The 23,105-nt window shown below is 65.4% G+C and carries 23 protein-coding genes and 1 pseudogene; 5 read left to right on the top strand and 19 right to left on the bottom strand.

All coding sequences use genetic code 11. The features are described 5' to 3' along the window. Positions 1-2 precede the first annotated feature (2 nt). The 13 genes from ACL00U_RS17475 to ACL00U_RS17415 all read right to left on the bottom strand — a co-directional run bounded on the left by ACL00U_RS17475 (position 3) and on the right by ACL00U_RS17415 (position 10,981). On the bottom strand, positions 3-467 hold the full coding sequence (locus ACL00U_RS17475; protein WP_214585427.1) for a hypothetical protein: 465 nt from the start codon (positions 465-467) through the stop codon (positions 3-5). Then, complete coding sequence (locus ACL00U_RS17470; protein ID WP_412874081.1) at positions 464-649, bottom strand: hypothetical protein; 186 nt, start codon at positions 647-649, stop codon at positions 464-466. The genes ACL00U_RS17475 and ACL00U_RS17470 overlap by 4 nt, the downstream gene beginning before the upstream one ends. A 130-nt stretch (positions 650-779) precedes the next feature. Next, entirely contained in the window at positions 780-2,129 is a 1,350-nt protein-coding gene (locus tag ACL00U_RS17465) for a MinD/ParA family ATP-binding protein (RefSeq protein ID WP_323848188.1), read from the bottom strand. A gap of 45 nt (positions 2,130-2,174) precedes the next feature. Further along, positions 2,175-3,692 carry an ATP-binding protein gene (locus ACL00U_RS17460; protein ID WP_214585431.1) on the bottom strand — a complete coding sequence of 506 codons (1,518 nt, stop codon included), beginning with the start codon at positions 3,690-3,692 and terminating at the stop codon, positions 2,175-2,177. Further along, positions 3,692-4,003, bottom strand: coding sequence for a hypothetical protein (locus ACL00U_RS17455; RefSeq protein WP_214585432.1), 312 nt, complete (start codon positions 4,001-4,003; stop codon positions 3,692-3,694). The genes ACL00U_RS17460 and ACL00U_RS17455 overlap by 1 nt, the downstream gene beginning before the upstream one ends. Positions 4,004-4,017: 14 nt before the next feature. Further along, complete coding sequence (locus ACL00U_RS17450) at positions 4,018-5,544, bottom strand: SCO6880 family protein (protein WP_214585434.1); 1,527 nt, start codon at positions 5,542-5,544, stop codon at positions 4,018-4,020. Then, positions 5,537-6,895 (bottom strand): hypothetical protein, encoded by a 1,359-nt coding sequence (locus ACL00U_RS17445; protein ID WP_262127312.1) that lies wholly within the window; start codon positions 6,893-6,895, stop codon positions 5,537-5,539. The genes ACL00U_RS17450 and ACL00U_RS17445 overlap by 8 nt, the downstream gene beginning before the upstream one ends. Continuing rightward, the gene (locus tag ACL00U_RS17440) at positions 6,874-7,650 is read right to left on the bottom strand and encodes a hypothetical protein (RefSeq protein ID WP_214585438.1); all 777 of its coding nucleotides are present in this window, start codon (positions 7,648-7,650) and stop codon (positions 6,874-6,876) included. Before ACL00U_RS17440 ends, ACL00U_RS17445 begins: the two co-directional genes overlap by 22 nt. Positions 7,651-7,675: 25 nt before the next feature. Continuing rightward, the gene (locus tag ACL00U_RS17435) at positions 7,676-8,029 is read right to left on the bottom strand and encodes a hypothetical protein (protein WP_259581521.1); all 354 of its coding nucleotides are present in this window, start codon (positions 8,027-8,029) and stop codon (positions 7,676-7,678) included. Then, positions 8,026-8,700: a hypothetical protein gene (locus ACL00U_RS17430; RefSeq protein ID WP_214585442.1), complete on the bottom strand. Its 675-nt coding sequence runs from the start codon at positions 8,698-8,700 to the stop codon at positions 8,026-8,028. Before ACL00U_RS17430 ends, ACL00U_RS17435 begins: the two co-directional genes overlap by 4 nt. A gap of 261 nt (positions 8,701-8,961) precedes the next feature. Further along, on the bottom strand, positions 8,962-9,408 hold the full coding sequence (locus ACL00U_RS17425; protein WP_214585444.1) for a hypothetical protein: 447 nt from the start codon (positions 9,406-9,408) through the stop codon (positions 8,962-8,964). Beyond that, positions 9,405-10,457, bottom strand: a complete 1,053-nt coding sequence (locus ACL00U_RS17420; protein WP_214585446.1) for a hypothetical protein — start codon at positions 10,455-10,457, stop codon at positions 9,405-9,407. Before ACL00U_RS17420 ends, ACL00U_RS17425 begins: the two co-directional genes overlap by 4 nt. Before the next feature lie 23 nt (positions 10,458-10,480). Then, on the bottom strand, positions 10,481-10,981 hold the full coding sequence (locus ACL00U_RS17415; protein WP_214585448.1) for a hypothetical protein: 501 nt from the start codon (positions 10,979-10,981) through the stop codon (positions 10,481-10,483). 88 nt (positions 10,982-11,069) lie between these two features. Here ACL00U_RS17415 and ACL00U_RS17410 point away from each other — a divergent pair, with 88 nt between their 5' ends. The 3 genes from ACL00U_RS17410 to ACL00U_RS17400 all read left to right on the top strand — a co-directional run bounded on the left by ACL00U_RS17410 (position 11,070) and on the right by ACL00U_RS17400 (position 14,617). Beyond that, a complete protein-coding gene (locus tag ACL00U_RS17410) occupies positions 11,070-12,212 on the top strand; it encodes a geranylgeranyl reductase family protein (protein WP_214585450.1) in 1,143 nt (380 codons plus the stop codon). 62 nt (positions 12,213-12,274) lie between these two features. Continuing rightward, positions 12,275-12,517 (top strand): hypothetical protein, encoded by a 243-nt coding sequence (locus ACL00U_RS17405; protein WP_214585452.1) that lies wholly within the window; start codon positions 12,275-12,277, stop codon positions 12,515-12,517. A 279-nt stretch (positions 12,518-12,796) separates the two neighbouring features. Continuing rightward, the gene (locus tag ACL00U_RS17400) at positions 12,797-14,617 is read left to right on the top strand and encodes a hypothetical protein (protein WP_259581528.1); all 1,821 of its coding nucleotides are present in this window, start codon (positions 12,797-12,799) and stop codon (positions 14,615-14,617) included. A 42-nt stretch (positions 14,618-14,659) separates the two neighbouring features. Here ACL00U_RS17400 and ACL00U_RS17395 read toward each other — a convergent pair whose 3' ends face one another. Next, the gene (locus ACL00U_RS17395; RefSeq protein WP_259581531.1) at positions 14,660-15,466 is read right to left on the bottom strand and encodes a hypothetical protein; all 807 of its coding nucleotides are present in this window, start codon (positions 15,464-15,466) and stop codon (positions 14,660-14,662) included. Between the two features lie 294 nt (positions 15,467-15,760). On the opposite strand from ACL00U_RS17395, the gene ACL00U_RS17390 reads away from it, so the two are divergent. Together ACL00U_RS17390 and ACL00U_RS17385 are read left to right on the top strand one after the other, a co-directional pair. Continuing rightward, on the top strand, positions 15,761-16,402 hold the full coding sequence (locus ACL00U_RS17390) for an AAA family ATPase (RefSeq protein WP_259581533.1): 642 nt from the start codon (positions 15,761-15,763) through the stop codon (positions 16,400-16,402). Further along, positions 16,402-16,704 (top strand): hypothetical protein, encoded by a 303-nt coding sequence (locus ACL00U_RS17385; protein ID WP_259581536.1) that lies wholly within the window; start codon positions 16,402-16,404, stop codon positions 16,702-16,704. The genes ACL00U_RS17390 and ACL00U_RS17385 overlap by 1 nt, the downstream gene beginning before the upstream one ends. A 176-nt stretch (positions 16,705-16,880) precedes the next feature. On the opposite strand, the gene ACL00U_RS17380 is transcribed toward ACL00U_RS17385, so the two are convergent. The 5 genes and pseudogenes from ACL00U_RS17380 to ACL00U_RS17360 all read right to left on the bottom strand — a co-directional run bounded on the left by ACL00U_RS17380 (position 16,881) and on the right by ACL00U_RS17360 (position 22,861). Continuing rightward, positions 16,881-17,798: a hypothetical protein gene (locus ACL00U_RS17380; protein ID WP_259581538.1), complete on the bottom strand. Its 918-nt coding sequence runs from the start codon at positions 17,796-17,798 to the stop codon at positions 16,881-16,883. Positions 17,799-17,862: 64 nt separating this feature from the next. Further along, on the bottom strand, positions 17,863-18,081 hold the full coding sequence (locus ACL00U_RS17375; RefSeq protein WP_371830581.1) for a helix-turn-helix domain-containing protein: 219 nt from the start codon (positions 18,079-18,081) through the stop codon (positions 17,863-17,865). Beyond that, a pseudogene (locus ACL00U_RS17370) lies at positions 18,067-18,360 on the bottom strand (recombinase family protein); the annotation flags it as partial. The gene ACL00U_RS17375 and the pseudogene ACL00U_RS17370, both read right to left, overlap by 15 nt. A 2,094-nt stretch (positions 18,361-20,454) precedes the next feature. Further along, complete coding sequence (locus ACL00U_RS17365) at positions 20,455-21,138, bottom strand: hypothetical protein (protein ID WP_259581470.1); 684 nt, start codon at positions 21,136-21,138, stop codon at positions 20,455-20,457. Between the two features lie 457 nt (positions 21,139-21,595). After that, entirely contained in the window at positions 21,596-22,861 is a 1,266-nt protein-coding gene (locus ACL00U_RS17360; RefSeq protein ID WP_250891852.1) for a glycoside hydrolase family 28 protein, read from the bottom strand. Positions 22,862-23,105 lie beyond the last annotated feature (244 nt).

The following is a 23,105-nucleotide window of genomic DNA, read 5'->3' as shown; positions in this document are numbered from 1 at the left end:
ACCTACTCCTGCCCGCCGGCGTTGATGTAGGACGCCAGCCACGGATCGGCCTTGGTGTCGCGGTGCAGGGTCACCGTGATCGGGCCGCCCGTCGACGCGGTGAACTGGAACGCCTGATCCGTCGACGTCTGCTGGTCGCCGACCGGGGTCCGGTCGTCGTGGATGCCGGCGCAGGGCACGTTGCCTGGCCGCACGGCGGAGTACAGCTGCCACGCTTCCGGCGTCAGGTATGGGGTGAGGGAGCGCTGCCACGCGTTCTTCGTCTCGGTGGGCTGGCAGAACCGGTCCGCGACCGTGTGCGCCACCTCCTCGCTCGAGGGCGCGGCCGAGCGCGTTGGAATCGGCGTCGACGTCGCGGCTACTTCGCTCCCACGGTGGGGCAGGCGGGCAGCGATCACGACCACCGCCGCGGCGACCGCGAGCACGGCGATGGCGGCGAACGCGATCAAGAGACGCTTCCGCGTCATGCTGCACCCCCGACGAGCTGGACTGCGAGCAGGACGGCACCGACGGCGATCGCGGTCCATCCCACGATGAGCAGGCCGACGAGCCCCCGCGAGAGCTGGCGCATCTGGGTGTCCCAGAGCCAGTCGTGCACAAGGCCCCGCTCCCGCGAGATCTTCAGCATCACGGCGCCACCACCAGCCACACCACGATCGGGAGAACCACGACGCGCGAAAGCAGCAGTGCGCGATCCGCCCACCGCCCGCTGGCGGGCTGCCCCCACTGTGCGGTGCATCCACCGGGTACCCGGCGCCGATCACGGAGGCACATGGGTGTCAGAGCCCCTTCGCGACGGCGGCGCCGGCGGCGAGCCACGCAAGCTTGGTGGACTCCTGCAGGGCGTCGAAGTTGATGATCCGCGCCTTCAGCCCCGCGTCGTACGGGATCGTCAGGACGTCGCGGCCCAGACCGGCGTCCTTGAAGCGGCGCACCTGCTCGGTCACCTTCTCGGGCTTCACATCGCTGGTCTCCACCCCGACGATCACGACGGCGTTCTCCGCGAGCTCGCGGTAGCGTCCGCCGGCGTTGACGAGCTGCTCGAGCAGGAGCGCTGCGGACTCGCACCACTTGTCGTCGGTGGTGGTCGGGACGACCAGCTGGTCCGTGCGGTCCAGGCCCGCGAGCCACATCGGGTCGGTCTCGTCGTTGCCGGAGTCGATGAGCACCAGGCGGTAGAACTTCGTCAGCACCTTGTGCACCCGGTCGACGGTCTCGGCGCCGAACCGCTGCTCGGCCGCGAGGATGTCGGGCTTGGACTTCAACACGTCGTACCGGTCACGGGTCTGGTGGTGCACGTACTCGGCCATGTCCGCGGACCGAGCCTCGGTGCCCAACAGCCGGTCGATCTCCGGCAGCAGGTCCAGCACGGACGCGTCGTGACGAGCGGCCTCCGTCGACCACCCGAGCGTGCCACGGGTCTGGTTGTTGTCCCACGCCACGGTTGCCGCGCCGGAGTGCCGAGTCAGGACGGTCGACAGGCACACCGTGGCGAGGGTCTTCCCGGCGCCGCCCTTGCCGTTGGCGACCATGATCGTGCGGGGGCCGACGTGGTGCTGGCTGACCAGGTGCACCTGCTCCCGGTGTCGTCGTTCCGCCTCCGAGGGTGCCATGCGGAGCCCGAGGCCGGTGAGGAACCCGCGGAACCCGGTCGTGGCGGGCTCTTCCACGGTCTCCTGCGTGAGGAACGACTGCCGCGCCTCCCGCCGCGTAGCGGGGGCCTCATCCACCGTCGCGGCGTTCGGCGGTGACACGGGGACGTCGGCCGGAGCTGCGGCCGTTTCCTGCCCGCGGTTCGCGGCGGCCGCGTCGAGCCACGGCGACGTCGACACTGCCGCAGGAGCCGGCGCCTGCGCCTGCGGTGCTGCCGGGACGTCGTGGCCGCCGTCGACGGTGCCGGTGACGGGGGCGATCGCGCCGTGGCCGTCGATGCTGAACAGGGTGTCCTGCCCAGTGGCCCGGTCGTGGCTGCGGACCACGACGGCGTTGCCGAGCTGCGTGGCGACGTCGCGGAGCCAGTCCATCGCGTCGGGGTAGGCGGTGTCGCCGGTGAAGGCGACGTCACCGATGGTGAGGGTGCCCTCGTCGGCGATGAGGCTGTAGTCGACGTGCACGGTGCTGTTCGGCATGAGCGGTTCGTCCTTGTCTGCTCGAGCGGATACGTACGGGGGGTGTCAGTCGCGGAGGCGTGCGTCGGTGTCGTGGACGGCCATCTGGGTGGCGGTGCGGAGCATCTTGACGGGGATCCCGACGCGCTCGCTGATCTTCAGCAGCACCTTCCCGGCGCCGGGAGGGGCACCCTTGGCGCCCTTCTGCCGGCGGGATCCGATCCAGTCCTTGGATTGGGAGAACGAGGCGACCATGTTGATCTCCTTCGGCGTCAACGGGCGCACCTTGCTCAGCTCGAGCAGGTCGTCGCGGCTGAGACCCATCAGCAGCAGCAGGCCGGAGCGTTCGATGAAGCCCTTGGCCTTCTCCCGGTCGTCCGCGTTCGGCAGCGACAGCAGGTCCTTCGGCGAGTGCGTGATCTTCAACTCCGCGGTCCCGACGGACCGGTTCGTGCGGGAGAGGCCGTCGACGAGGTCGACCATGCCCTCGCAGGCACGGATCGGGTACCAGAACTCGTCCATCAGGGTCGTGTAGCCGCCCCAGGTGATCGCCGGCGCGTACTGCTGACCCTCGTCGGCGGCTTCCTGCTGCTTGCGCTTCTCGTGTTCGGCGAGCTCCCAGTGCGCGTCGATCGCGTCCATGCCCAGCGACCAGGTCGACAGCATCGCGGCGGAGAGCAGCTTGGTGTTCTTCCGGCCGATCGAGGACGTGTCGAAGCAGAACCCACCGGGATTGCCGGGAACGAACTCGACCGAGTTGTTGCCGGAGAGCATCTGCCCCATGTCGCCGGTCATCAGCGATCGCAGCGTCTGCCCGAGCCGCTTGTACTCGGTGTGGAACTCCGCAGCGGTGGCGGTGCCGGTGCGCTGCAGCATCAGCTGTGACGGGCTGTCGAACGCTCGCACCAGGTCCGAGGTCACGGCGACCTCGTTCGGTCCGGTGTGCTCGAGGATGGTGTCGACGATCGCTTCGATCGCGGTTTCCTCGTAGTCCTTGACCGGTTCCGAGGTGCCGCGGCTGATCTTCACGACCAGCTTCACCAGGTCGATCGACTTCGCCCGCGCCAGGATCAGCAGCTCTTCACCGACCTTGCCGCCGATCCGGCGGGCGGCGTAGCCGAGCGGGCCAGGCGACAGCACGTTCAGCTGGTGGCGGGCACGCGGGCCGATGGAGAACACGGTCCCGCCGAGCTCCTCGATCCACGGCACGTGCTCACCCTTGATCGGGTCGAACACTGCCGGGGTGAGGCCGCGGCCGACCTGCCCGCCAAGGAGCGTCTGCGCGGTGGAGGACTTCCCGAGCCCGTTGAGCCCGAACATGAACGCGGACGGGGAGGAGATCACGTTCGCCCGGTAGAGGGCATCGTGGTCGGTGCACACCGCGGAGTGGGTGTTCATGTCGCGGCCGAGCGGGGACCCGTTGATCGGCCGGCCGGTGCCGGCACCGAACGGGTAGATCCCGCACACCTGCACGCTCGTTGCGAACCATCGCGGTGGTTGCGGGATCTGCTCCCACCCGCCACCACGGGGCCCGAAGAACCCCGACGGGGTCAGCGTCTGCGTCTTCGTCGATGCCCGAGCCATCAGCGGGTCTCCTTCGAGGGCGTCATGTGCCCGGCGCCAGGAGCGCCGAAGATGAAGTGGTTGGGGCTGACGCCTGCGGGCGGGGTGCCGAACAGCTCGACCGGGTCGAGCAGATTCACCCGCTCCATCGTGGATGGGCTGATCGGGAGGATCACACCACCGAGGGCGTCTACCAACGCGTGCCCCTGGACCGGCATGGGGATCGTGCGCGCCGTTGAGTGACCGATGGTGCCGTAGACCACCTTCGGGGTGATCGCCGGTCCAGCGGCCAGGTCGCGGAGCTCGTCGGCTGGGGTTGGGGTGCCGTTCACGGTGTGCTCCTGCATCATTCGGTCCGGTCGGTGACGGTCTGCATGGCGGTGGCGTACTCCCACGGCAGGACGCCGAGGGGGAGGGTGGAGTGGAACGCGGCGGAGGTGTCGGTCTCGATGAACCGGTACGAGATGTTCGTGCCGTTGAAGATCTGCTTCAGCTCCCCGATGGCGTTGTTCGTGCCGCGCTTGGTGGGGTCGAAGGTGACGGTGACCTCGATTGCGAACGCTGTCATCGCCGCCCCGGTCATCAGGTCGACCTCGGTCTTCTGCGCCAGCTGTTCCCGGCGCTTCTCGATCTCGTTGTCTTCTCCGCGGATGCCGCTGCTGTTGCGCTTGGCGTTGCCGCGCATCTTCTTCGCGAGCTTGAATGCCTTCCCGGGATCCACCGGGCCGTAGAACACGGCGGCGCGCTTGCGGAGGAACTTCCCGTTCGGCTGGAACAACCGGTTCATGAGGTCTTCGGTGATCAGCGCCTGCGGCGGGGCGACCATCATGGCCGTGATCGATGCGACCCCGTCGTGGTAGCAGATCCGCCGGGCACTGTCGTCGAACGCGTCCGGCCCGGCCTGGGTGACCCGCATGTGGAACGGGTTCCCGGCGAGCTCGTCGGAGCCGTACTCCCGGGCCCGCTCCGGCCGGTACGCGACCCGCACTGCGCGGGCCAGCTCGCTGCTGGTGGCCACGACCGGGGAGCCGGCGCCGGCTTCGGCGAGCCCGTCTCGGTGGTAGGGCAGCTTCGCGGCGATATCGGCTGCTGCTTCCTCGACGTCGTCGGCGATCTTGTTCACGTTCCACACCACAGAGGCGAAGACCTCGACGTCCGCGTACGTGCCCGACAGTGCCCGGGCGCCCTCGCGAAGCTGGCGCTGTGCTGCTGCGGGGGCGTTTGGGGAGACTTCGTTGTCGATCTTCTGCACGAGCGGTTCGATGGATTCCTGCGCGGAGTCGACCACGATCACGGCGCCCTCGATGGCGGTGTCCAGTGACAGGGACGCGATCCACCCGCCGAACGAGGACACCTGCGAATCGATGCTGTCCTGCGGCAGCAGCGCGGTGCCATCGGGGTGGCAGGAGAACGTCGCGGACAGCAGCGGCTTCCGGGAGCTCTTCCGGTGGTGCAGGAGCACGTACTCCTCCCCCTCGCCGTCGGTGCCGGTGATCTCCTCGAGATCGGCGAGCATCCCTGGCAGCGCCGTCATCGACTCGGCGGGCAGCGTCGTGAACAGGCCCGTCTCGTACGTGTTCGTGCCGGCGCGGCTCCGCTTGGCGCTCACATGCCCGTCCCACAGCTTCGCCGCGAGGGTGCGGCCCGAGTTCGGGTCGCCCCACCGGACGATGAACACGGCGTTCGCAGCGATGCCCGCGAGCGGGGCGAGGATTGCTCCGGCCCACCAGCCGACGCTGACGCAGACGACACCGACCATCACACCGCCGAGCAGCATCGCCCAGCCGAGGAACGTCAGCCCGCCGAGGGTGCCCTTCGTGGACGGCAACCAGTTCCCGAACCGGATGCGTTCCTTGCCCGCTGTCTCACTCACTGATCATTCCTTCCGCCGTGGACGGTGCATCGCCCGCGCCACTTGCGACGACCTGAGCGGCCGCCATTGAAGCCGTCGACCCGGACGACTGCCCCGAGTCCGGCGACGATCCGCCGGCAACCGATCCACCATCCGAACCGCCACCGCTCGCACCCGCGGCGCTGCTGCCGCTGTCTGCTGCCGCCCCGCTGGCGCCGCCACCGTCGCCGACCATCCCGCCGGCACCATCACCGGAGGTTCCGGCATCGCTGCTGCCCCCACCCGCGACCGGACTCGAGTCACCACCGCCAGCGCCGCCGCCGCCGGAAGCGGCCACTTCACCGCCGCCCGCGACACCACCAGCAGCGCCGCCCCCGGCACCTGCTCCTGCGCCGGCTGCGCCAGCACCCGACGCACCCGCGGACGCACCGCCCGTCGCCACGGCCGCACCGACCGCGACGCCGGCCTGGACCACCGCGGCGGCGGCCCCGAGAGCCATCGCCCCGCCGATCGCGGATCCGAGCGCGCCGGAGGCTGGGACGAGCAGCCGCATGATCGCCGGCAGCGCGATCACCGCGAGGCCGATCAGCATGAGCCCGTAGATGACTCCGCCGGCACCGTCCTGGCCGTTCTTCAACCGCCACGCGAATGCGTAGATCGACGCGGCAAGGGGGCTGTAGATGATGAACGCGATGATCCAGGCGGTGATCTTCTCGAAAGCCTGCTCACCGCGGCGGAGCACCGCGTACGCGGCGCTGACCTGCCAGAACGCGTTCAGCAGCAGCATCAGCGCCTGCCGGACGAACATGATCACCCACTGGATCCCGACCGCGAGCACCCCGATGAGTCCAAGGATCAGCGCCAGCCCGGGCGACGTCGTCGCGAAGGCCGCGTCGACGTACCCGGCCGTCGCCGAGATCCCGGAGACCTTCAAGATCCACTGCCCGTAGGCGTCCCCGCCCCAGACGAAGATCTGGATCGCAGCTGTCCCCAGCGTGATCACCGCCACGGTCTTCCCGAGCGCTGTCATCGCCTCCTGGAACGGTTCCCCGCGGTGGGAGTACATGACCCGTGCACCGGCGACAATCAGGCCCAGCGTGAGCAGCATGATCGTGATCGGCAGCGTCGTGTCCTGGAACCACGACGTGGCCTTGTTGTCGAGACTGACCTGGAAACCCGCCCCGACCCAGCTGGTCAGGAACTGCTTCATGACGTCGTCGTACGCCGCGAACATCGTCTCCGCAGCCTGCTTGAAACCGTTCGACGCGGCCGACGATGCTGCGGCTCCCACACCTTGCTTGACCGCGCAGAGCGCCGGGCTCGCAATGCAGAGGGCGGTGTCTCCTGGGTTCACGATTTCGTCCCCGTCCATTTGATGAAGTCCCCGTCGCTCGGCGTTGTGCCGGCATTCGAGGTGGCCCCGTTATCCAGGACGGCGATCTTCCAGTCGCCGTCGACCCAGACCATCGTCATCGGCATGCCGTAGTAGCCCGTCGACGAGGACGGGTATGAGTACACGAGCGTCAGCTCAACCCGGTCCTTCGTGAACGCGTCGATGGAGAAGCCAGCCGGATTCATGCCCGAGGAGCGCATCTGTTCAGGATCCGACTGCTGCGGTGCGACCTCGAGACTCTTCTTCTTCCCAGCGGAATCGGCGATGTAGAAGTCCAGCGACTCCGCCGCGGAGTGCGTGCCGTACTGGTCGTAGATCGCAGTCGTTGCCGCGAGTGCCGCACCGAGCGGTGACCGTGCGAAGCACGCGTCGAACCCGTCGACGGTCTTCGTCGGGCCGACCGACTTCGACACCGGCCACGTCAGTCCTTCTTGCCCGGTCTTCCAGGTGAGATCGGACGGGACCTTCGGCGTCGACGACGTGTCGGTCACCCTCACGTTGCACGGACCGTCCGCAGCCGCCGACGTGCTCGAGGTCGGGGCCGGCTTACTCGCGGCCCCCTGGTCGTCGTTGTTCGCCGGAGCGAACACGCCGAGCAGGGTGGAGATCAGCACGACGATGATGACCAGGACGAGGACCACGATCGCGGCGATCCCTGCGGGCTTGGAGTTCCAGCCGCGCTTGAGTGCGGTGCCGAAGCCTCGACGGTTGGTGTTGCGGTTGCGTGGTGCCATGACGGCCTCCCGGGGTTGGTGTCGGTTAGGCGCCGGGGATCTGCTTGCAGTTCGCCGACACGGACCCGAGGAAGATCGACACCACCCCGACGGCCGCACCGATCAGGGCTGCGCCGCCGATCCACCAGCCGAGACCCTTCAAGGTCTCGCCACCATCGTGGCGGCGACCGGAGAAGAACATGCCGATCCCGAGGATGATCAGCGCGATGACGCCGAGCGAGATCGCGACGATGCGGGTCCAGAGAGTGGCGGTGTCGAGGGCGTCCTGCGCCTTCCCGGGCAGGCAGTACGCCTGTGCGACGACCATGCCGGCGCGGTTGGTGGCGTCGAACGCACGCGGTGACTTCGCGACGACGGCGTAGATGGCGTTGCTGATCATTCGGCCTTCTCCTTGTTTGACTGCGCCCCCAGGAGCGCCTTGGTGACCCGTTGCACGGGACGGGCGAGCTGCCCGGCCAACGCAGGGGAGATTTCTGCCACCGCCCGGAGGCGTGGAAGCCACGGCACCGGCACGACCGGTACAGCGCCGGCGAGCACGCGCTGCTCGCGCGCCGCGGCCGGGACCGGCTTGCCGGGTGCATCAGCGACGACGAGGACCGCGTCGACCGCGGCCGTGCCAAGCGAGTGGATCGCGGCCTTGGTCGCGTTGATACCAGCGGGTGTCGACCGGCACACCAGGACGACCGGGCCGGCGAGCTCGTCCGCGAGCTCCGCCTCGGGAAGGGCGAGCAGTTGTGCCCACGTCGTCGCGCCAGCGGTGGGGTGCACGCCTACGATCGACGTCCGCCGAGCGGCGACCGCCGGTGGCAGGTCGACCCTGCCGGGGCCTGCCCATGTGGCTGCGTCGTCGCCCTGCGCGACAGAGCTGCCGTCGAGTCGAAGGACCACCTTGGTCACCAGCTGCCCGTCCGTCACGACGACGCGCACGGGAGCGGTTGCGTCGACCATCTGAGCGACAGCGTCGAGCACGCGTCGCCGCACGTCCTCCCCCGCTGCGACGGTGAGCACGTGGCCGTTAACTGCCCACATCGGCCCGAACGCGTGCGTCACGGCGACCGGTGGGACGAGCTCCGCGGCGCACTCGGTGCAGTACCGAGTTCCGAGCTTCGTGCCCCCGCACTGTGGGCATGTGCGGACGCTGTCATCACCGGAGGTCAGCGAAGGATCGGACCAGTCCGAGCTTGCAGCGGCGGGAGTCGCCATCGTGTGCCTCCAACGGGGGTAGAAACCATCGTTGAAGGCAGCGTAGCACTACGCGCTATGCGTTGCGCTAGTCAGTATGTGTTTTGCTACGCATTATGCGTAGTGAGGCTACGGCTGCTTACGTGCCGCTTCGATCTCCTCGAGGAGTGCAGTCAGCCGGTTGAGGTGCTCGGTCGACACGTCCTGGCCCAGTGTGCGGGCGGCGTGCAGCTGCACAGGGCTCGTTCGCTCCGCAAGTGTGAACCGGAGGGCGGCGTCGATGGTTTCCGTCAACTGGCTGTCTGGCCCGATGAGGTAGGCGGGGTCGACCTCGAAGTACTGCGCGATCGCGGACAAGAGCAGCTTGTCGTCGACGAGGTACTTGTTCCCGGCGCGCATGTACTCCCACCGGGAGCGGCTGAGCTTGATGTAGCGGTCCGCGAGGTAGTCGCGGATCTTCGTGTACGTGACGGGTGCACCGTCGGGCGCCATGATCGTGCGGCAGAGCAGGTCGAGCTTGCGGGCTAGGGCGGCCCGCTGCTCCTTCTGCTCGTCGGTGAGCTTGTCGTAACTCATGCTGTGGACTCGATTCGGGTCGGGCCTGGTCTGTGTTCGGTGTCGGGATTCGGGAGGAGTAGTTGCGGAACGATGCTGCCGGCGAAGCTCGCGCTTGTGGCACCCATCATCAGGTGGATCAACTGCCGCTCGTACCAGCGTGGCTGGAACTGCCGCAATCGGATGTTGTCCTCCAGCTCTGCCCAGCGTTGCCAGAGTGCCAGCTCCGCGACCTCTCCGCGACTCCTGAATGCGGCCTGGTGGCGTTCGGATCGTGTGTGAACGCTGTACTCGGGGTTTGTGAGCATGGCGCGGTCGCTGACTGGGATTGACACGATGAGCAGGACCCGTCGCCATGCGGGGACGAGGACTGGATGAGCGGCTGCCACGACGACACCAACGGCCGTCACCACACACATGGACACGACCGCGATTTCCCACAACGGCTCAACGTTGCCCGTCATGAGCGCGTGCGGGGCCACGGTGGCGCGCACCACACCGATGACGAGGCTCTCGCTCACCCACAGCAGGTCGACCACGGCGGCGACGCCAATGAGGCTCACACCCCAACGGGTGGTCCACTCGCCGTAGCCGGGTAGCCCCTTGAAGGCGACGCGGAGGACCTGGATGCCGAACAGGCCGACACAGATCGGCAGGATTGCGGCGAAGAGTTCGCGCAGGGGTTCCCCGGTGTACCTGCCGAGGTACGGGTCAGACACGGACCAGTCGGCTGCCATGAACAGCGCGGACTGCGTGGCGATCATGACGAAGGTCACGGCCCACACACCAGCTTCGACCAGGCGGATCCGGCTGCCGCTCATCGCCCGGATCACCATCACCTCGAGGCAGCCGAGGGCCACGATCACGGCGGACCGATACAGCAGGTTCGTCAGGTTCTCCCCGCCGAGGAACCTGTCCACGACAACGTAGAGCCACGGCGCTTGCAGACTGCATCCGATGGCCCAGAACACGACACCGGTTGGCAGCATCGAGTTCTTGCCCCGGACGTTCGGGAACAGCATCGCTGCAGCGGCGATCCACACTGATATCACCGTGGCGATGCCCGTCACGGTGATCCAACTGGGCCCACCTGTCATCGCTCGAACACCCGCCCGAACTGGAAGTCCTTCCCGCGGCCCTTCTCGTAGCGCAGGACACGCACCGCGAGTTCGGCGCCAACCATCTCCGCTAGGCGCTCCTCCTCTGCGGAGAAGTCGCTGTGCTGGAACGTGAAGTCGAGACGTCGGCCGAGCGGGATGGCTGTTCCAAGGAGCTCAACGATCTCTGGGTTGGCGCCGATGTTCTTCCCGGCGCCATTCGGCGAGGCGATCATGTGGCCGTGCTCGTGCTGGATGATGAAGTACTGCACGGTGGGATTGCCGGGCGGGCAGTAGACCATGTCGACGTTCTGCTCAAGGTCAGATCCCCAGACCCCGTGGATTTCTTTGCCTTCGAGGTTCGAGGCCACGTAATACTCGAGGTCGCGTCCAGTGATGTCCTGCAGACGACGCTGCAGATCCATCATCGAGAGCGATTCCGGGATCCCGCGGTCATCGAGCAGCTTGAGTGCGGCTTGATCGACTCTTCCCGCCATGTTGGGACTCCCCTTCCGACTCGCCGATGGTTCCCGAAGTGCTACGCATCCAGCGTAGCCCGTCTGATCCCGGGTAGGCTCTGGCCTCATGCAGGACACAGACGCCAATCAGGTGTGGGACGTCGTAGTCGTGGGTGCCGGCCCTGCAGGGGCCACGGCAGCACGCTACGCCGCTCTCGGCGGCGCCCGCGTGCTGCTGCTCGACAAGGCTACGTTCCCCCGGTACAAGACGTGCGGTGGCGGCATCATTGGTCAGTCGCGGCACCGGATGAACGACCATGCTCTCGCAACGATCGAGGCGGACGTCCCCGAGGTGGGTTTCTCGCATCGCATGGGTCGCGTGACCCGCGTTCGCACCCAGGCACCCTTCGTTGCGATGGTCGACCGGGAACGATTCGACCAGGCCAACGTCGACGCGGCTAAGGAAGCCGGCGCCGATTTCCGCGACGGCGCCAACGTCCGATCCCTCACGGACGAGGACGGGCAAACCCGTCTCGCTCTCTCAGATGGCGACGAACTGTTTGCACGCGTCGTCATCGGCGCCGATGGCTCCGGCGGACGCGTCGGCCGGCATGTCGGTGTTGTCATCGAGCGGACCGACCTCGGCCTCGAGGTCGAAGTCCCCCGCCGACCAGAGGACGCCGCGACCGGCGTCCTGCTGGACTGGGGCCCTCGCCCAGGCACGTACGCGTGGGTGTTCCCCAAGGAGAAGACCCTCACCGTTGGCGTCATCGAGCGAAAGGGCTACGGGGACCAGACGCGGGGCTACTTGAACGACTGGATCAAACGACTCGACCTGCATCCCACTGACCAGGACCGCAGCAGCGGACACCTCACTCAGTGGCGCGCCCATAACTCCCCGCTGCGCCGCGGCACCGTCGTGCTCGCCGGCGAGACGGCGGGGCTCCTTGAGCCGTGGACACGTGAAGGGATCTCCTTCGCCCTCCGCTCCGGTGAATGGGCAGGTATCGCCGCGGCCGCGTTCGCCGGCGGTGACGCTGCTGCCCTCGACCGCTACGAGGCGCAGGTACACGCGGAGCTCGTGCCCGAGATCAACGCCGGCGAGAAGCTGCTGCGCATGTTCACCCGGTTCCCGGGCGGCTTCCACTTCCTGATCTCCAAGACCCCCATCGGACGGAACTACTTCGTGCGGTTCTGCCGCGGCGAGACGACTCTGACTCGCGCGTTCCGGCACCGTTGGGTGCAAATCGTCGCCGGGTGGTTCCAGTGAGTGCCACGATCGGACACGCCGAAGCAGCTTCCCGGGGTAACCACGGTGTTAACACCAGACTCGTGACCATGCCCGGATCTAACGCAGGTGTGAAGCGGAACCGTCTCCCGCGCGGCGTCGAACCCGCACGGCCCGATATCCGGTTGCATCCGGACACCGGGAAGGCGTTCACGGACGCTGCCCGCGCCTCCGGCAACCTCAGCGTGTCCCTCTACCTGGAGCGGCTTCGTGCTCAGTACGAGGCCGAGTTCGGCGCGCTGCCGGTCTTCGACCAATCTCTGGAGGCCGCCCACCCAGCCGCTTAAACGACAGAACCCCCGCCGAGGCGGGGGTCCGGGGCCAAGCCCCAAGTCATGTATCTCACTGCCTGTCTAGTCGCCAAACGGGTCAGGTTGTGAGTTCCGAGAGAAGAAGCCCGGTTACCCGGGAGCCTTCGTCGTACCACCACCCCGAGAGGAGGAGGTGTCGCCATCGTAACGCACGTTGCTGCGCCCGGTACATACTCACCTGCCCGCGTGTCCGCAGCGGACACTTCGTCCGCCTGGGCGCTCACGCGCGTCCTGTCTCCTCGGCGCCGTGTGCGCGTGGCTGCTGTCGACGCGTACGGCGCCGTCGTGAACTCCTACGCCGGCCGTGGGGCCGCCGTCACCAGCGACGTCCCGGCGCGGCCGTGGGCGATGAACCTCGCCGACGACGAGCACCGCTACCGCTACCTCGGCTTCGACCTCGACACCAAACACGTCGGACTCAAGGTCGTCAAAACCGACACCGACACCATCCGCCGGCTCCTCGACGACGCCGGCATGCCACACCTGGTCTGCCAGTCCGGCCCCTCCGGCGGCCGCCACATCTGGGTCGCCCTCATCGACGGTGTCAGCGCTGACACCGTCGCTACGATCGCCCGCGACCTCGCGCGGGTCTGCAAGAGCCTCGACAAGGCTCCCCTGTCGAACCCTGCAACTGGTTGCCTCCGCCCACCGCTGAGCCCGCACCGCGATGGAGGGCGCTCCACCCCGATCATGGGCACGCTCGCCGCGCTCACGACGCCAAGCGCCCGGGCGCACCAGGTGCGTGCCCTCGCGATCGCCGCCGGCGAGCTCGCGGCGGCCACCGCGCCCGACGCCGCACTCGACGCTGGACGCCCTCTGCCGCTGGACCACCACGGGCGCCTCTACCTGCCCGGCACACGACGGCCGCTCGCAGCACGCAGCGCGGCCGCGCTGCAGGACGACGCGGCCGCCGGCGACGCGTCCGCCTCCCTGTGGCGGGTCCTCGTCGGCGCTGCAGCCGCACGGTGGCGGTACGCGGACGTCCTGGCACGCCGCGACGAGCCCGGCCTCGAGCACGTCCGCACCGTTCGTGCCGGCAGCCGCCGCGCTCCGCGGCCGACCACCGGCGAGCAGTCCCCTCTCCGGGTCCTCGCTCGTCAGTGGGACAAGGCCGTCCGCTACGTCGCAGCGAACCCTCGCGGCGCCGGCGATGATCCGACCTTCGATGGCCGAGCCGGCGCGATCGCGGACCTCGTCGACTCCCTGCAACAGCGCGCCGAGGCCTCTCCCGGACGCTGGAGCTCCGGAGGCGGCCCTGCGGACCGACGGGTCCTCGACGCGCTCAGCCTCCTTGCCCTGCAAGCCGTCAGCGTCTCCGTGGAGGCCGACATCCGCCGACTGGCCCTTCTGTGTGGCATCGGGCGTGAGACCGCGCGTACGGCGCTCCTCCGCCTCGCTGCGGACGGGTGGATCGCCAACACCGCCGCCCACGAAGGCACCCGAGCTGCGCACTGGACGATCGACCCACAGAACGCTCTCCACAGGGATACCGACCGGGGTCGGTCACAAGCGGACCCGCGCCCCGGAGGGGCCGGGGCCGCCCACCGCACCCACCTTCTGTCCGAGCTCACCGACCGACAGCAGACACGCACCCACGACACTTTCACCGCGGGCACCGGGCTGGGCCTACACACTGGGAACGTCTATGCGCGGATCCTGACCTCCCCCACGCTCGACGACACACGGACGCTGCGGACGCTCCACCGCCACGGTCTGACCCGCTGGACGCACAACGGTTGGACCGCTGCGCCGCTCGGCGAACGAGACCGCGTCGCGCAGCGCATTGGCGCCGCCGGCACTCTCCATGCGCGACAACACCGCTACGCCGTCGAGCGTGAGGCCTGGGCTTGGTGGCAAGGCGAACTCGCCTGGATGGCCTCCCCCGGCCGTCAACGCCCGGGCCGACGCCCCTCCCCCGACGCCATCACGCTCTACGACGACGGCACCAACCGACACGGCAAACACCCGCGCACCACCGACGGCCGCGCCGACTTCCGTGCTGCCCGCCAGCTCATCAGCGCCACCGGACGTCTTCCACGCGTCAGCCCACTCGCCAACGGCCGATCTGCCGCTTAGGCCAGCCCGACAAGATCCGCGGACGACTGCGCTATCGGCGCACTACTGCTGGTCCGGGAGGAATTCGTCCGCGAACTCAACCCAACCGCTGCCAGCCTCTGCGCCCAGTGCCGGCAGCACCGGAAGCGCTCCGTCCACGAAGGGGGCGACGAACACCGGGCCCTCGCGAACGACGACCCGACGGGTGACCACGACGTCCTCCGCGAAGGCGTCATGCAAGAACGGCAAGATCCGTCTGCCGTGCAGCCATTCGAGCGTGTTCAGTGTCCGGATCGTCAACACCATGACGCGCGCCACGAGCGGAACAGCGGCATGGAAGCGTTCCTCGACACCAAACGAGTGCGCACCTTGACGCTTGTCGGTGTCGGCGTGCACAACGTCGCCGTAGATCCACGCATATGCAAGCTCGTGGTCCGCCAGCGCTTCCTCCGGCGCCTCCCCTTGCTTCACCCGCACCTCGTACGCTGAGCGGCTGACCTTCTGCGACGCGACGACCTTCCAGTCCTCGCGCAGCTTCTTCAGCGCCGCGATCGCGTCGGCGTCGGCGCCGGTCTCGCGAGCGAAGTACAGCAGCGCGTTCATCGTCTTGATGCAGTGCGCATCTTCCTCGTTGAGCAACAACGGCCGGATCCGTGCAGCCGCACTCTCGACCTGCTCTTCCGGCGGATACTCCGACCGCACTGTCGTCTCTCGCGTCTCGGCGTTGACCGTCACCGTGAAGCTCGGGTTCTGCAGCTTCGCCAGCGCGTCGAGATCCTCAGCGAGCGAATGCGCCCGCACGCGTCGCGCGCGCAGCACGAACGCGATCAGCGCTCGCTCCTGCCGTTCCCGAACCTCAGCTGGATCCATGAGCAAATCCTCCACGACCCCACCGACGCTGGCCTCTCCCCCGCGAGCCCACAGGTCCCCGTACCGGCACCGGGAAGAGCCTCAGAGGCCATGTCACTCTTCGGGCCCGGACCCGGACCCGTGCAGCAGCTTCGGGACCTCGATTCGGCTGCATAGCATCTGCTAGCAACTAATAGCAGCTGCTAGTGATATCACCTGCTTGCATGTGCTAGCCTGCTAACAGGCACTATTGCCTGCTGGATTGGGCTAGCGACTGATAGTGCGTGATAGCAACGGCACACGAAAGGGGTTGCGATGATCACCCTCGTAGGAGGAACCAAGGGAGGCCCGGGCAAGAGCACGGTCGCCACCAACATCGGGGCGGCGCTCGCCCATCAGGGCAAGAGCGTGATCCTCGTCGACGCCGACAAGCAGCGATCGCTGGCCAAGTGGCACGCACGTCGAGTGGACGCCGGCGTTGAACCCGCGATGACGCTCGTCGAGAAGCGCGGCAACGTGCACGCCGCCCTGCGTGATCTCGACAAGCTCTACGACCACGTGATCGTTGACGTCGCCGGCGATGACAACCAGGAGATGCGAACAGCGATGACCGCCGCGGATCTCATGATCGTCGTCCTCCGCGCCAGTCAGTTCGACGTCGAGACGCTCGAGGAGTTCGACGAGGTGATCTCGACGGCCCGCGACTTCAACCCGGACCTGGAGGTCCGTAGCCTGCTGAGCCAGGCACCCACCAATCATAACGAGACGGAAACAGAAGACGTCTCCGAGTTCATCGTGGAGTACCCCCAGGTCAAGCCCCTCGAAACCGTTCTGTACTCGCGCAAGGCCTACCGCGACGCCGCCGCTCCTGGCCTTGGAGTGATGGAGCTCCCTGTATCGAAGGCGAAGCAGGCGCGGGCTGAGATTCAGGAGCTCACGGCGGAGGTGTACGGCTGATGCCTATCGCACGGAACAAGAAGACCGAGGCGGACCCCGACGCGATCGCCGCGTTCGGGGCCGCGGCCGACGCCCTGCCTCCCGAGACGCCCGCGACATCCCAGGCGACCGCCCCGGTGAAGGCACGGCCGCAGAGTGCGGGCGATGCGCCGTTGACGGCCCTCGTGCGCTGGCGCGGGCACGAAGCACTCCGAGACCGCATCGCCGACTACAACAAGGCGACCAGGTACCCGAATCACGCGATCATGCTGCGAGCGATGGAGATCGGCATGGAGCACATCGAGAAGAACGGCATGGAGTAGCACGCGCTAGCCTTTGCTAGTTGCTGCTAGCTCACACATGCACGTAATAGCGCCTGCTATCATTTGATAGCAGGGGCTATCTATGTGGGAAGGGAGCACGGGTATCGTGTCTGGAAGTCGGCGCCCTACGTGCCCGCCGGCTCGGTGCCCCTGGCCCAATCCGGGGGCACCACCACTCAACGGTCGTTCCAGACCCGTTGAAACCTCGGGGCGGGGGGAAGATCGCTGCCGGTCCAGGCGAGATCTGCCAGCCCGCCTCGGGCCGCGACCACGTCGAGAGCAGTCTTGAATCCCAGCAGCGCCGCGTCGAGCGCGAGACTCACAGTTGCTAGGTCGGCCGACATCGTCGCGGTGAGAATGCCGCCTCCGTTGTTGTCCTTCACCTCGAGGCTCGCCATGCTGATAGCACGTGATAGCGACGGATGCGTGAGGCCGGACACGAAGTGCCACGCACCACGGACTTCGCCGACGCTCATGCCGATGACCGGCGCGATTGCTTCCATGATCGGTCCAAACCCGGGCATGCCTCGTTCGTCGATCTCCACGCCGAGACGAGCAGCATGGTCGAGCAGTCGACGTTTCTCGGAACGGACTTGCCTCGAGTTCTCGCGTCGCATCTTCTGCTTGGCGGACCTCTCGGCGGCGTCGTCTGTCAGCTCGGGCGTCGACGCGACCACAACCGCCCTGTCATCGTGCGAAAGGTCCGAGAGCCGAGCCTCACGCGTGCGTTTCACCCGCACAAGACGCTCGTCGGGAGCAACCAGCCACGTCGCAAGACCGGAGCCCTCGATGACGGTTCGGAGGAGCGGGTAGAGGCCGATGATGGGGACTCGAATGTCCTCGCCGTCAGCCAGGACGACGAGCGCCGTTCTCAATGCGTCGCTGGAGACGTTGAGGGCATAGGGCACCAGATGGGACGTGTGAAACGGAGCTGTCGCTTCGTCGTCGGCCAAGAGCTCCGATCCCGGCCGGGCGATCTCGGGGACACTCACCCGATCATCGTGAGCGACCACTGACCGCAGTATCAGCATCTGCCAGTTCAGGCGCTCGTTGGCCTCCGCTTCGTCCCCACTCGGACCCACGATCCTCACCATTGGTGCCCCCTCTGACAGCATCCGCTACCGTGTGATAGCAGATGCTATCAGTGACTAGCTGCCCTCAGCGCTCAGTGCGGGGGAGTGCAAGGTCCGCTGAGGTGGCGTCCGACCCGCGCTTCAACGCCCGGTAGACCGTGGCCCGGGCGACGTCGAACAGCTCCGCGAGCTCGCCGGTCGTGTAGTCACCTGACCGATGCATCGACACCAGGAGCGCTTCGCGCTTGGGGGAGAGCTTGGGCTTGCCACCCCTCAGTCGACCCTTCGCTCGAGCAGTGGCCATGCCCTCTCGGGTTCTGGCGCTGACCAGGTTCGCTTCGAACTCAGCGAAGACCGACAGCATGCCGAAGATCATGCGCCCCATCGGGTCGAGAGGGTCGTACACGGATCCGTTGAAGCTGAGGCGGACGTCCTTTGCTGCGAGCTCGGCCGCGATCGTGCTGGCGTCGACGGCGGAGCGGGCGAGCCGGTCGAGCTTGGTGACCACGAGCGTGTCTCCGGCCCAGCATGCGGCGATCGCCTGTTCAAGCCCGGGGCGGGCTCGGTTCGTGCCGGATCGTCCATGGTCGACGTCTGTTGAGACACCGGGATCTGTGGCCGTTCACGCTAAGTCGCGCGATTCTGATCACGATCCGCCGCGGTTCATCTGTTTGGTCCGCGCCCCGGGGCAACGGGGATCGAGGCCTAGGCTGAAGTAGTGGAGGACGCGGAGTTTGAGCAGTTCAAGCAGGCGTTCGCATCGGTTGAAGGTCGGAAGCGATACGGCGTCGACCGTTACAGCCAAGCCCACGCCCAGGCGCTGCTCACGAACTATGACCGAGGGGTGAACACGAACTTAAGGGGCATCTTCAACCAGCGTGCGGCGCTGCGTCGTGCCGCTACCAGGGAGACGCAGGAAAGCTCGAGTGCACGCATTCGAGCGTCCTCCTTCAGGACGAGTGTCCTTCTCGTTGTCTTCGGGGTCGTAGCCCTCATCTTCGGAGCGAACGCCGCCCACAACCACACCGAATCGGTACAGCTTCCGTGCGTGAACGTCCAACACCTCGGAGAGCAGCGATCTCATCGCGAGTGCCCGACGAGGGATGAGCCCAAGCATGATGCTGCGCGAGGCCTGTTCATCGGAATCTCGGTCGTAGGCGGTGGTGTCGTGCTGTGGGGTGCAGGCTCAATTGCGCTTCGCGATCAGCCTCGGAACGCCACTGCGCAGGCGACACGTCGTCGTCGGCCGTTGTAGAAGCTGCCCTCATACCGGGCGGGGCTGACGCATGCGGGAGAAAAGTGCTCACGAAAGTCTGTCACAGCTACCCGCTTTGTGCCCTGCATGCCGCGATTGGGCTAGGGCTGATGAACCTGAATTGCGCACGTCTATCATCCCTGTCGCAGGAAGTGCGTCGTTCTCACGCACCCCCGTGCTCGTCGGGGCCAGCTGACGACAGAGCCGCCAACGCGTAGCGCACCATCAGACCTTCTGTTCCCTATCTGAGACAACCGCCTGAAGAGCCCCTCACTGACAACAGTTCACGGCTGCCGGCTATCTCAGGTGAACGAAGCAGACAGCACCAGTTCCCTACACCGTTGCGCTTATCGACGCACGCCCGGGGATCGATTACTATTGAGAGAAGCCGGCTCGCTCGGCATTACTCGACCACCAAAGGGATAGGAATGATTACCCGTAAATTCACCTCTCACAGGCGAACGGCTCTACTCACTGCCGGCGTCGCAGCCACTCTTGTCACAACCATGGCTGGTCCAACCCAGGCTCAGGCTCACATCTCCGAAGTAGCCCCACGCTCAGCCGCTTCGAGCGTGAAGAGCACGACAACAACTTCGTTCACCGTTAGTACCGAAGCCGGGCCTAACAAGAAATCCTTCGAGGGCCAACGCTTCTTCGGGACGGGAAAGCCCGGTGCACTCGTGATCGTTTGGTACGAAGCGCCGCCCAAAGCAGAGGGCGTCCTCAAGCGTCACATCGCCCAGACACTAGATGGAGACCCTCAAGTCAGTGGTGCAGGACGTTACAGTTTCACCGCATCCTTTCCGAAGTTGCCACGAGGGGCCACCGAGCTTAAGTGGCATGCCCGTCTCTGCGACCCAGAGACACTAGCAGTAATTGCCCGAGTCGATGGTCAGAATTCACTGCAGTAAGAACGTGCTTGTTTTCAAGTCCTCGCTTTCGATCGAGGGCACACAGGAGGTCTAATCGAGCGGAAGGTGGCCCGGTCGACGGATCAACCGGGCCACCTTTTGTGATTTGTAATTACTAATGAATACCAATACGTAACGAACCGGCTGGATTGCATTACCTTCCTCGTTGCTAACTACAAGGATCACGAATCAACCTTGATTCGACCATTTCCGTGACTGTCGGATTCTAAAGCTTAGGCCCGGGTTTCCCGGACCATCGCCCGGACCGCGATCCGTCGGCCAGCAAATACTTTCCAACAAGGAGCTCATGTCGCTCGCGCGTCTCCGGTTCTGGCCTGGCCCGCATTCGAGCAGCTCGCCGGTTTCGAGCAGCGCCGAGTAATTAGTGCCGGCCTCGCAAAGGGCAATAAGGATCATGGCACGGCAACAGGTAGCCAACTCACATTTCTGAGTGACAAAACAGCAAGCTCATCCTCCTACGCGATTAATTATTTTGCGCGCCTACACCATGTCACCGGCAACGGCTATGATTGAGATCCGGGATCGCGATGTCCACTCCTCGCCCTAGGCACGTTCGAAGCAAGCTATAGGTAGTCAGAAATGCAATCAGCGCGCCGGCGAAAGCACAAGCAATCGCTGAAACACCTGGAAGGGCGCAAATAAGCCCCGAAGTCAGGGCACCACCGGTACTGAGGATAAGTCGCGCAGAGTCGGACGACAGATGCCACGTAGTCCAATGGGTGAAACGATGCCAGAACGAGCGCCAGCTGTCGGTTGAAGCATGATCATCTACCACACGAAGACCGTCAAGAGTCGTATTGACGTAGAGCAAAGAACCCGGAGCCGTCGACGAAAGAGGCCCGGAATCCGCGATTTCGGCTCTGACCTCGCGCTTGATTGCGCCGAATGTCTCGGCCCTCTTCTCCTCGTCACTCATCTTGAGGTTTCGATACTCAAACGTCAGTCCGGCAAGGTATTCCACGGAAAGTTTGCCACTGGCGACATCCTCATCGAACGTACCTGCCGCGACGGAGGCGACGGCCGCCGCAGGAGATGCCAAATGAGGGGTCTCGGCGCGAGCCGGATCTACATGACTCACCTCGACAGAAGCAGCCAATACGAACGCCAAGATAGTGACAACTAGATGTTTCGTTCTCCGATTCCTAGAATGAATGTGCATGACTGTCTGCTTCATAATTACCTCCATCCGATCCCGTGAACTGCCGAGAAACCGGAGAACCGTCCTGCGGGAATTACGGGTAAACACTTTAGCTCGAATTATAGTGATACAGGTGATAACAGATGATCCGCGGAACTTTTATTCTGTGGGTAATCTCATCGCGACCGTTCTATTCGAACTCTTGGGCAGCCGAAAGCAACGTTTGTTCCAGACAAACGTAACAGCGGTCGTGCCGGAGACACGAGCATGGCAGCCCGGGAAAGCTCGTCGAAGAGACGCACTAATGACGAGGCCGCATCTCGCGCCCAAGAGTCCGACAAGTTCGTCCTCCTACGAGGCTTCGTAGGCATTGCCAATTTAGCGACTACTGCTCAAAGAACCATTACTACCTAGTACTGTCGCCTGGGAACTGGAGGACCCACCTCTGCGCTTGAGGAAAGCGGGTGAGGGAAGCCGCGTTAGGGCCTGCGGATCATCCGGCAGCGCAATCTGGAACATTTCCGCGTGCGGGCTCTCTACTGATGTGCACAGTCGGGCCCAGCGGGCCGAGGGGGCGGCCTCCAAAGCGGACGCCAGCATCTACAATTTTCGCATTGCTAGCTTTCAGATTTGTGGTATCGATTGCGGTTCCGCTGAACTTCACACCAAGAGCATGCTGATTATCCCAGCCGTTTAGCTCCACGTACCCATTGCGCAGGGTGCTGCTCGACTGGAATCCGTCAACAACTATATCTTCATACCAAGGGATTGCGTGACCTCCGCCGGAGCTGTAATGCGTGTCGAACGACAGCGGAATCTTCGTGTTTAGAACACAGGTATTTTTATAGGTTATCTGGCGCACAACGCCGCCGACAGCCGCAGAACTTTTGATGCGAATACCGGCTGCCGTCCCGCCCATTTTGCCCGTGCTATCCATCCCGTTGATGGTATTGTCGACCACAAGTACGTCACTCACTCCAGCGGTGGTCTCACTTCCAATGGAAATTCCGTGACTACCATCGACAATATTGTCCTTGATGGTGATATGGGCCGAAGGTTGCGAGCCGGCTTTGATTGCAATCCCGTCGTCACCGTCCATTATCGACGAGTGGATCACTGTCACGTCGCTGGCACCCGCGGGGTCAATGCCATCTGTATTTCTGGCCGTAACTGGCGTCTTGATGTGGACGCCCCAAGCCGTAAACCCGGTGCCGTCCTTAAACGAGACGTGACTTCCCGGAGAGTTAATCAAATCGAGGCTATAGAGTGTTACATCGTTCACCTTTTGGGCCTGTAGCAAACGTGGAACGTTCTGATATCCTCGGTCTTTCGCCGCCTGTGCAAGCTGCCACCAAGACAGTCCTCGTCCAATCATCTCTTGGTCCCCGCGGCCATCGATGGCCCCGCGCGCCCCATTGCGGTTCTCAGTCGATTCGATTCCGGAGTGATTGGCTAGGCTTATGAAAGGAACGCAACCATTCTCTTTCGAAGAAATCGTTCCGCAAGCTACCCCACCAGGGGCTTGGAAGTCAGCCGGATTGCGTGAAGCGAAAAGCGTGACCTCGGGCGCCAGAAGAAGGATCTCGCCGGCGTGGAGTTGAAGAGGTCCGCTTAGGAAGTCCCGGCTCTCTCCCGACGGCGAGAGCTGGATTACAACCTGATTGCCGCCTGATTTCGCGCATTCGTCGAGTGCTTGTTGTATACGATGAGTGTCAGGGGGAACACTTTCAGTCTCCGCATTCGCTTGCCGATCGTGCATAGACACTGCCGCCGTGAGCGTTGCGCAGACGCTTTCTGGGATTGACGGTTCCTTGACTTCTCGGCGGTCGCCAGAAGCGACCGAGAACGACCCAGGACCGACTTCACTGTTGAACGGTTGGACATTGGATAGGAACGAAGTAATGATAGTGGAACAGATAGCAAATGTGACTGCTAGGACTTGACGGCGGTTCAATTACAACCCTCTCGCTGGTTAGCGTGGCTACGAATGGGGAGAAGAATAG

The sequence above is a fragment of the Curtobacterium poinsettiae genome, assembly GCF_047226435.1.
Classification (GTDB): domain Bacteria; phylum Actinomycetota; class Actinomycetes; order Actinomycetales; family Microbacteriaceae; genus Curtobacterium; species Curtobacterium poinsettiae.
This window is presented reverse-complemented; position numbering and strand designations above follow the sequence as displayed.

Bases quoted from the DNA above. Each gene is read 5' to 3' on its own strand.
- ACL00U_RS17465 (WP_323848188.1), bottom strand. From the start codon at position 2,129: ATGCCGAACAGCACCGTGCACGTCGACTACAGCCTCATCGCCGACGAG.
- ACL00U_RS17435 (WP_259581521.1), bottom strand. From the start codon at position 8,029: ATGATCAGCAACGCCATCTACGCCGTCGTCGCGAAGTCACCGCGTGCG.
- ACL00U_RS17395 (WP_259581531.1), bottom strand. From the start codon at position 15,466: ATGGATCCAGCTGAGGTTCGGGAACGGCAGGAGCGAGCGCTGATCGCG.
- ACL00U_RS17385 (WP_259581536.1), top strand. From the start codon at position 16,402: ATGCCTATCGCACGGAACAAGAAGACCGAGGCGGACCCCGACGCGATC.
- ACL00U_RS17415 (WP_214585448.1), bottom strand. From the start codon at position 10,981: ATGGCGGGAAGAGTCGATCAAGCCGCACTCAAGCTGCTCGATGACCGC.
- ACL00U_RS17475 (WP_214585427.1), bottom strand. From the start codon at position 467: ATGACGCGGAAGCGTCTCTTGATCGCGTTCGCCGCCATCGCCGTGCTC.
- ACL00U_RS17380 (WP_259581538.1), bottom strand. From the start codon at position 17,798: ATGGTGAGGATCGTGGGTCCGAGTGGGGACGAAGCGGAGGCCAACGAG.
- ACL00U_RS17460 (WP_214585431.1), bottom strand. From the start codon at position 3,692: ATGGCTCGGGCATCGACGAAGACGCAGACGCTGACCCCGTCGGGGTTC.
- ACL00U_RS17365 (WP_259581470.1), bottom strand. From the start codon at position 21,138: ATGAAGCAGACAGTCATGCACATTCATTCTAGGAATCGGAGAACGAAA.
- ACL00U_RS17375 (WP_371830581.1), bottom strand. From the start codon at position 18,081: ATGGCCACTGCTCGAGCGAAGGGTCGACTGAGGGGTGGCAAGCCCAAG.
- ACL00U_RS17360 (WP_250891852.1), bottom strand. From the start codon at position 22,861: ATGCACGATCGGCAAGCGAATGCGGAGACTGAAAGTGTTCCCCCTGAC.
- ACL00U_RS17445 (WP_262127312.1), bottom strand. From the start codon at position 6,895: ATGGACGGGGACGAAATCGTGAACCCAGGAGACACCGCCCTCTGCATT.
- ACL00U_RS17440 (WP_214585438.1), bottom strand. From the start codon at position 7,650: ATGGCACCACGCAACCGCAACACCAACCGTCGAGGCTTCGGCACCGCA.
- ACL00U_RS17390 (WP_259581533.1), top strand. From the start codon at position 15,761: ATGATCACCCTCGTAGGAGGAACCAAGGGAGGCCCGGGCAAGAGCACG.
- ACL00U_RS17425 (WP_214585444.1), bottom strand. From the start codon at position 9,408: ATGAGTTACGACAAGCTCACCGACGAGCAGAAGGAGCAGCGGGCCGCC.
- ACL00U_RS17410 (WP_214585450.1), top strand. From the start codon at position 11,070: ATGCAGGACACAGACGCCAATCAGGTGTGGGACGTCGTAGTCGTGGGT.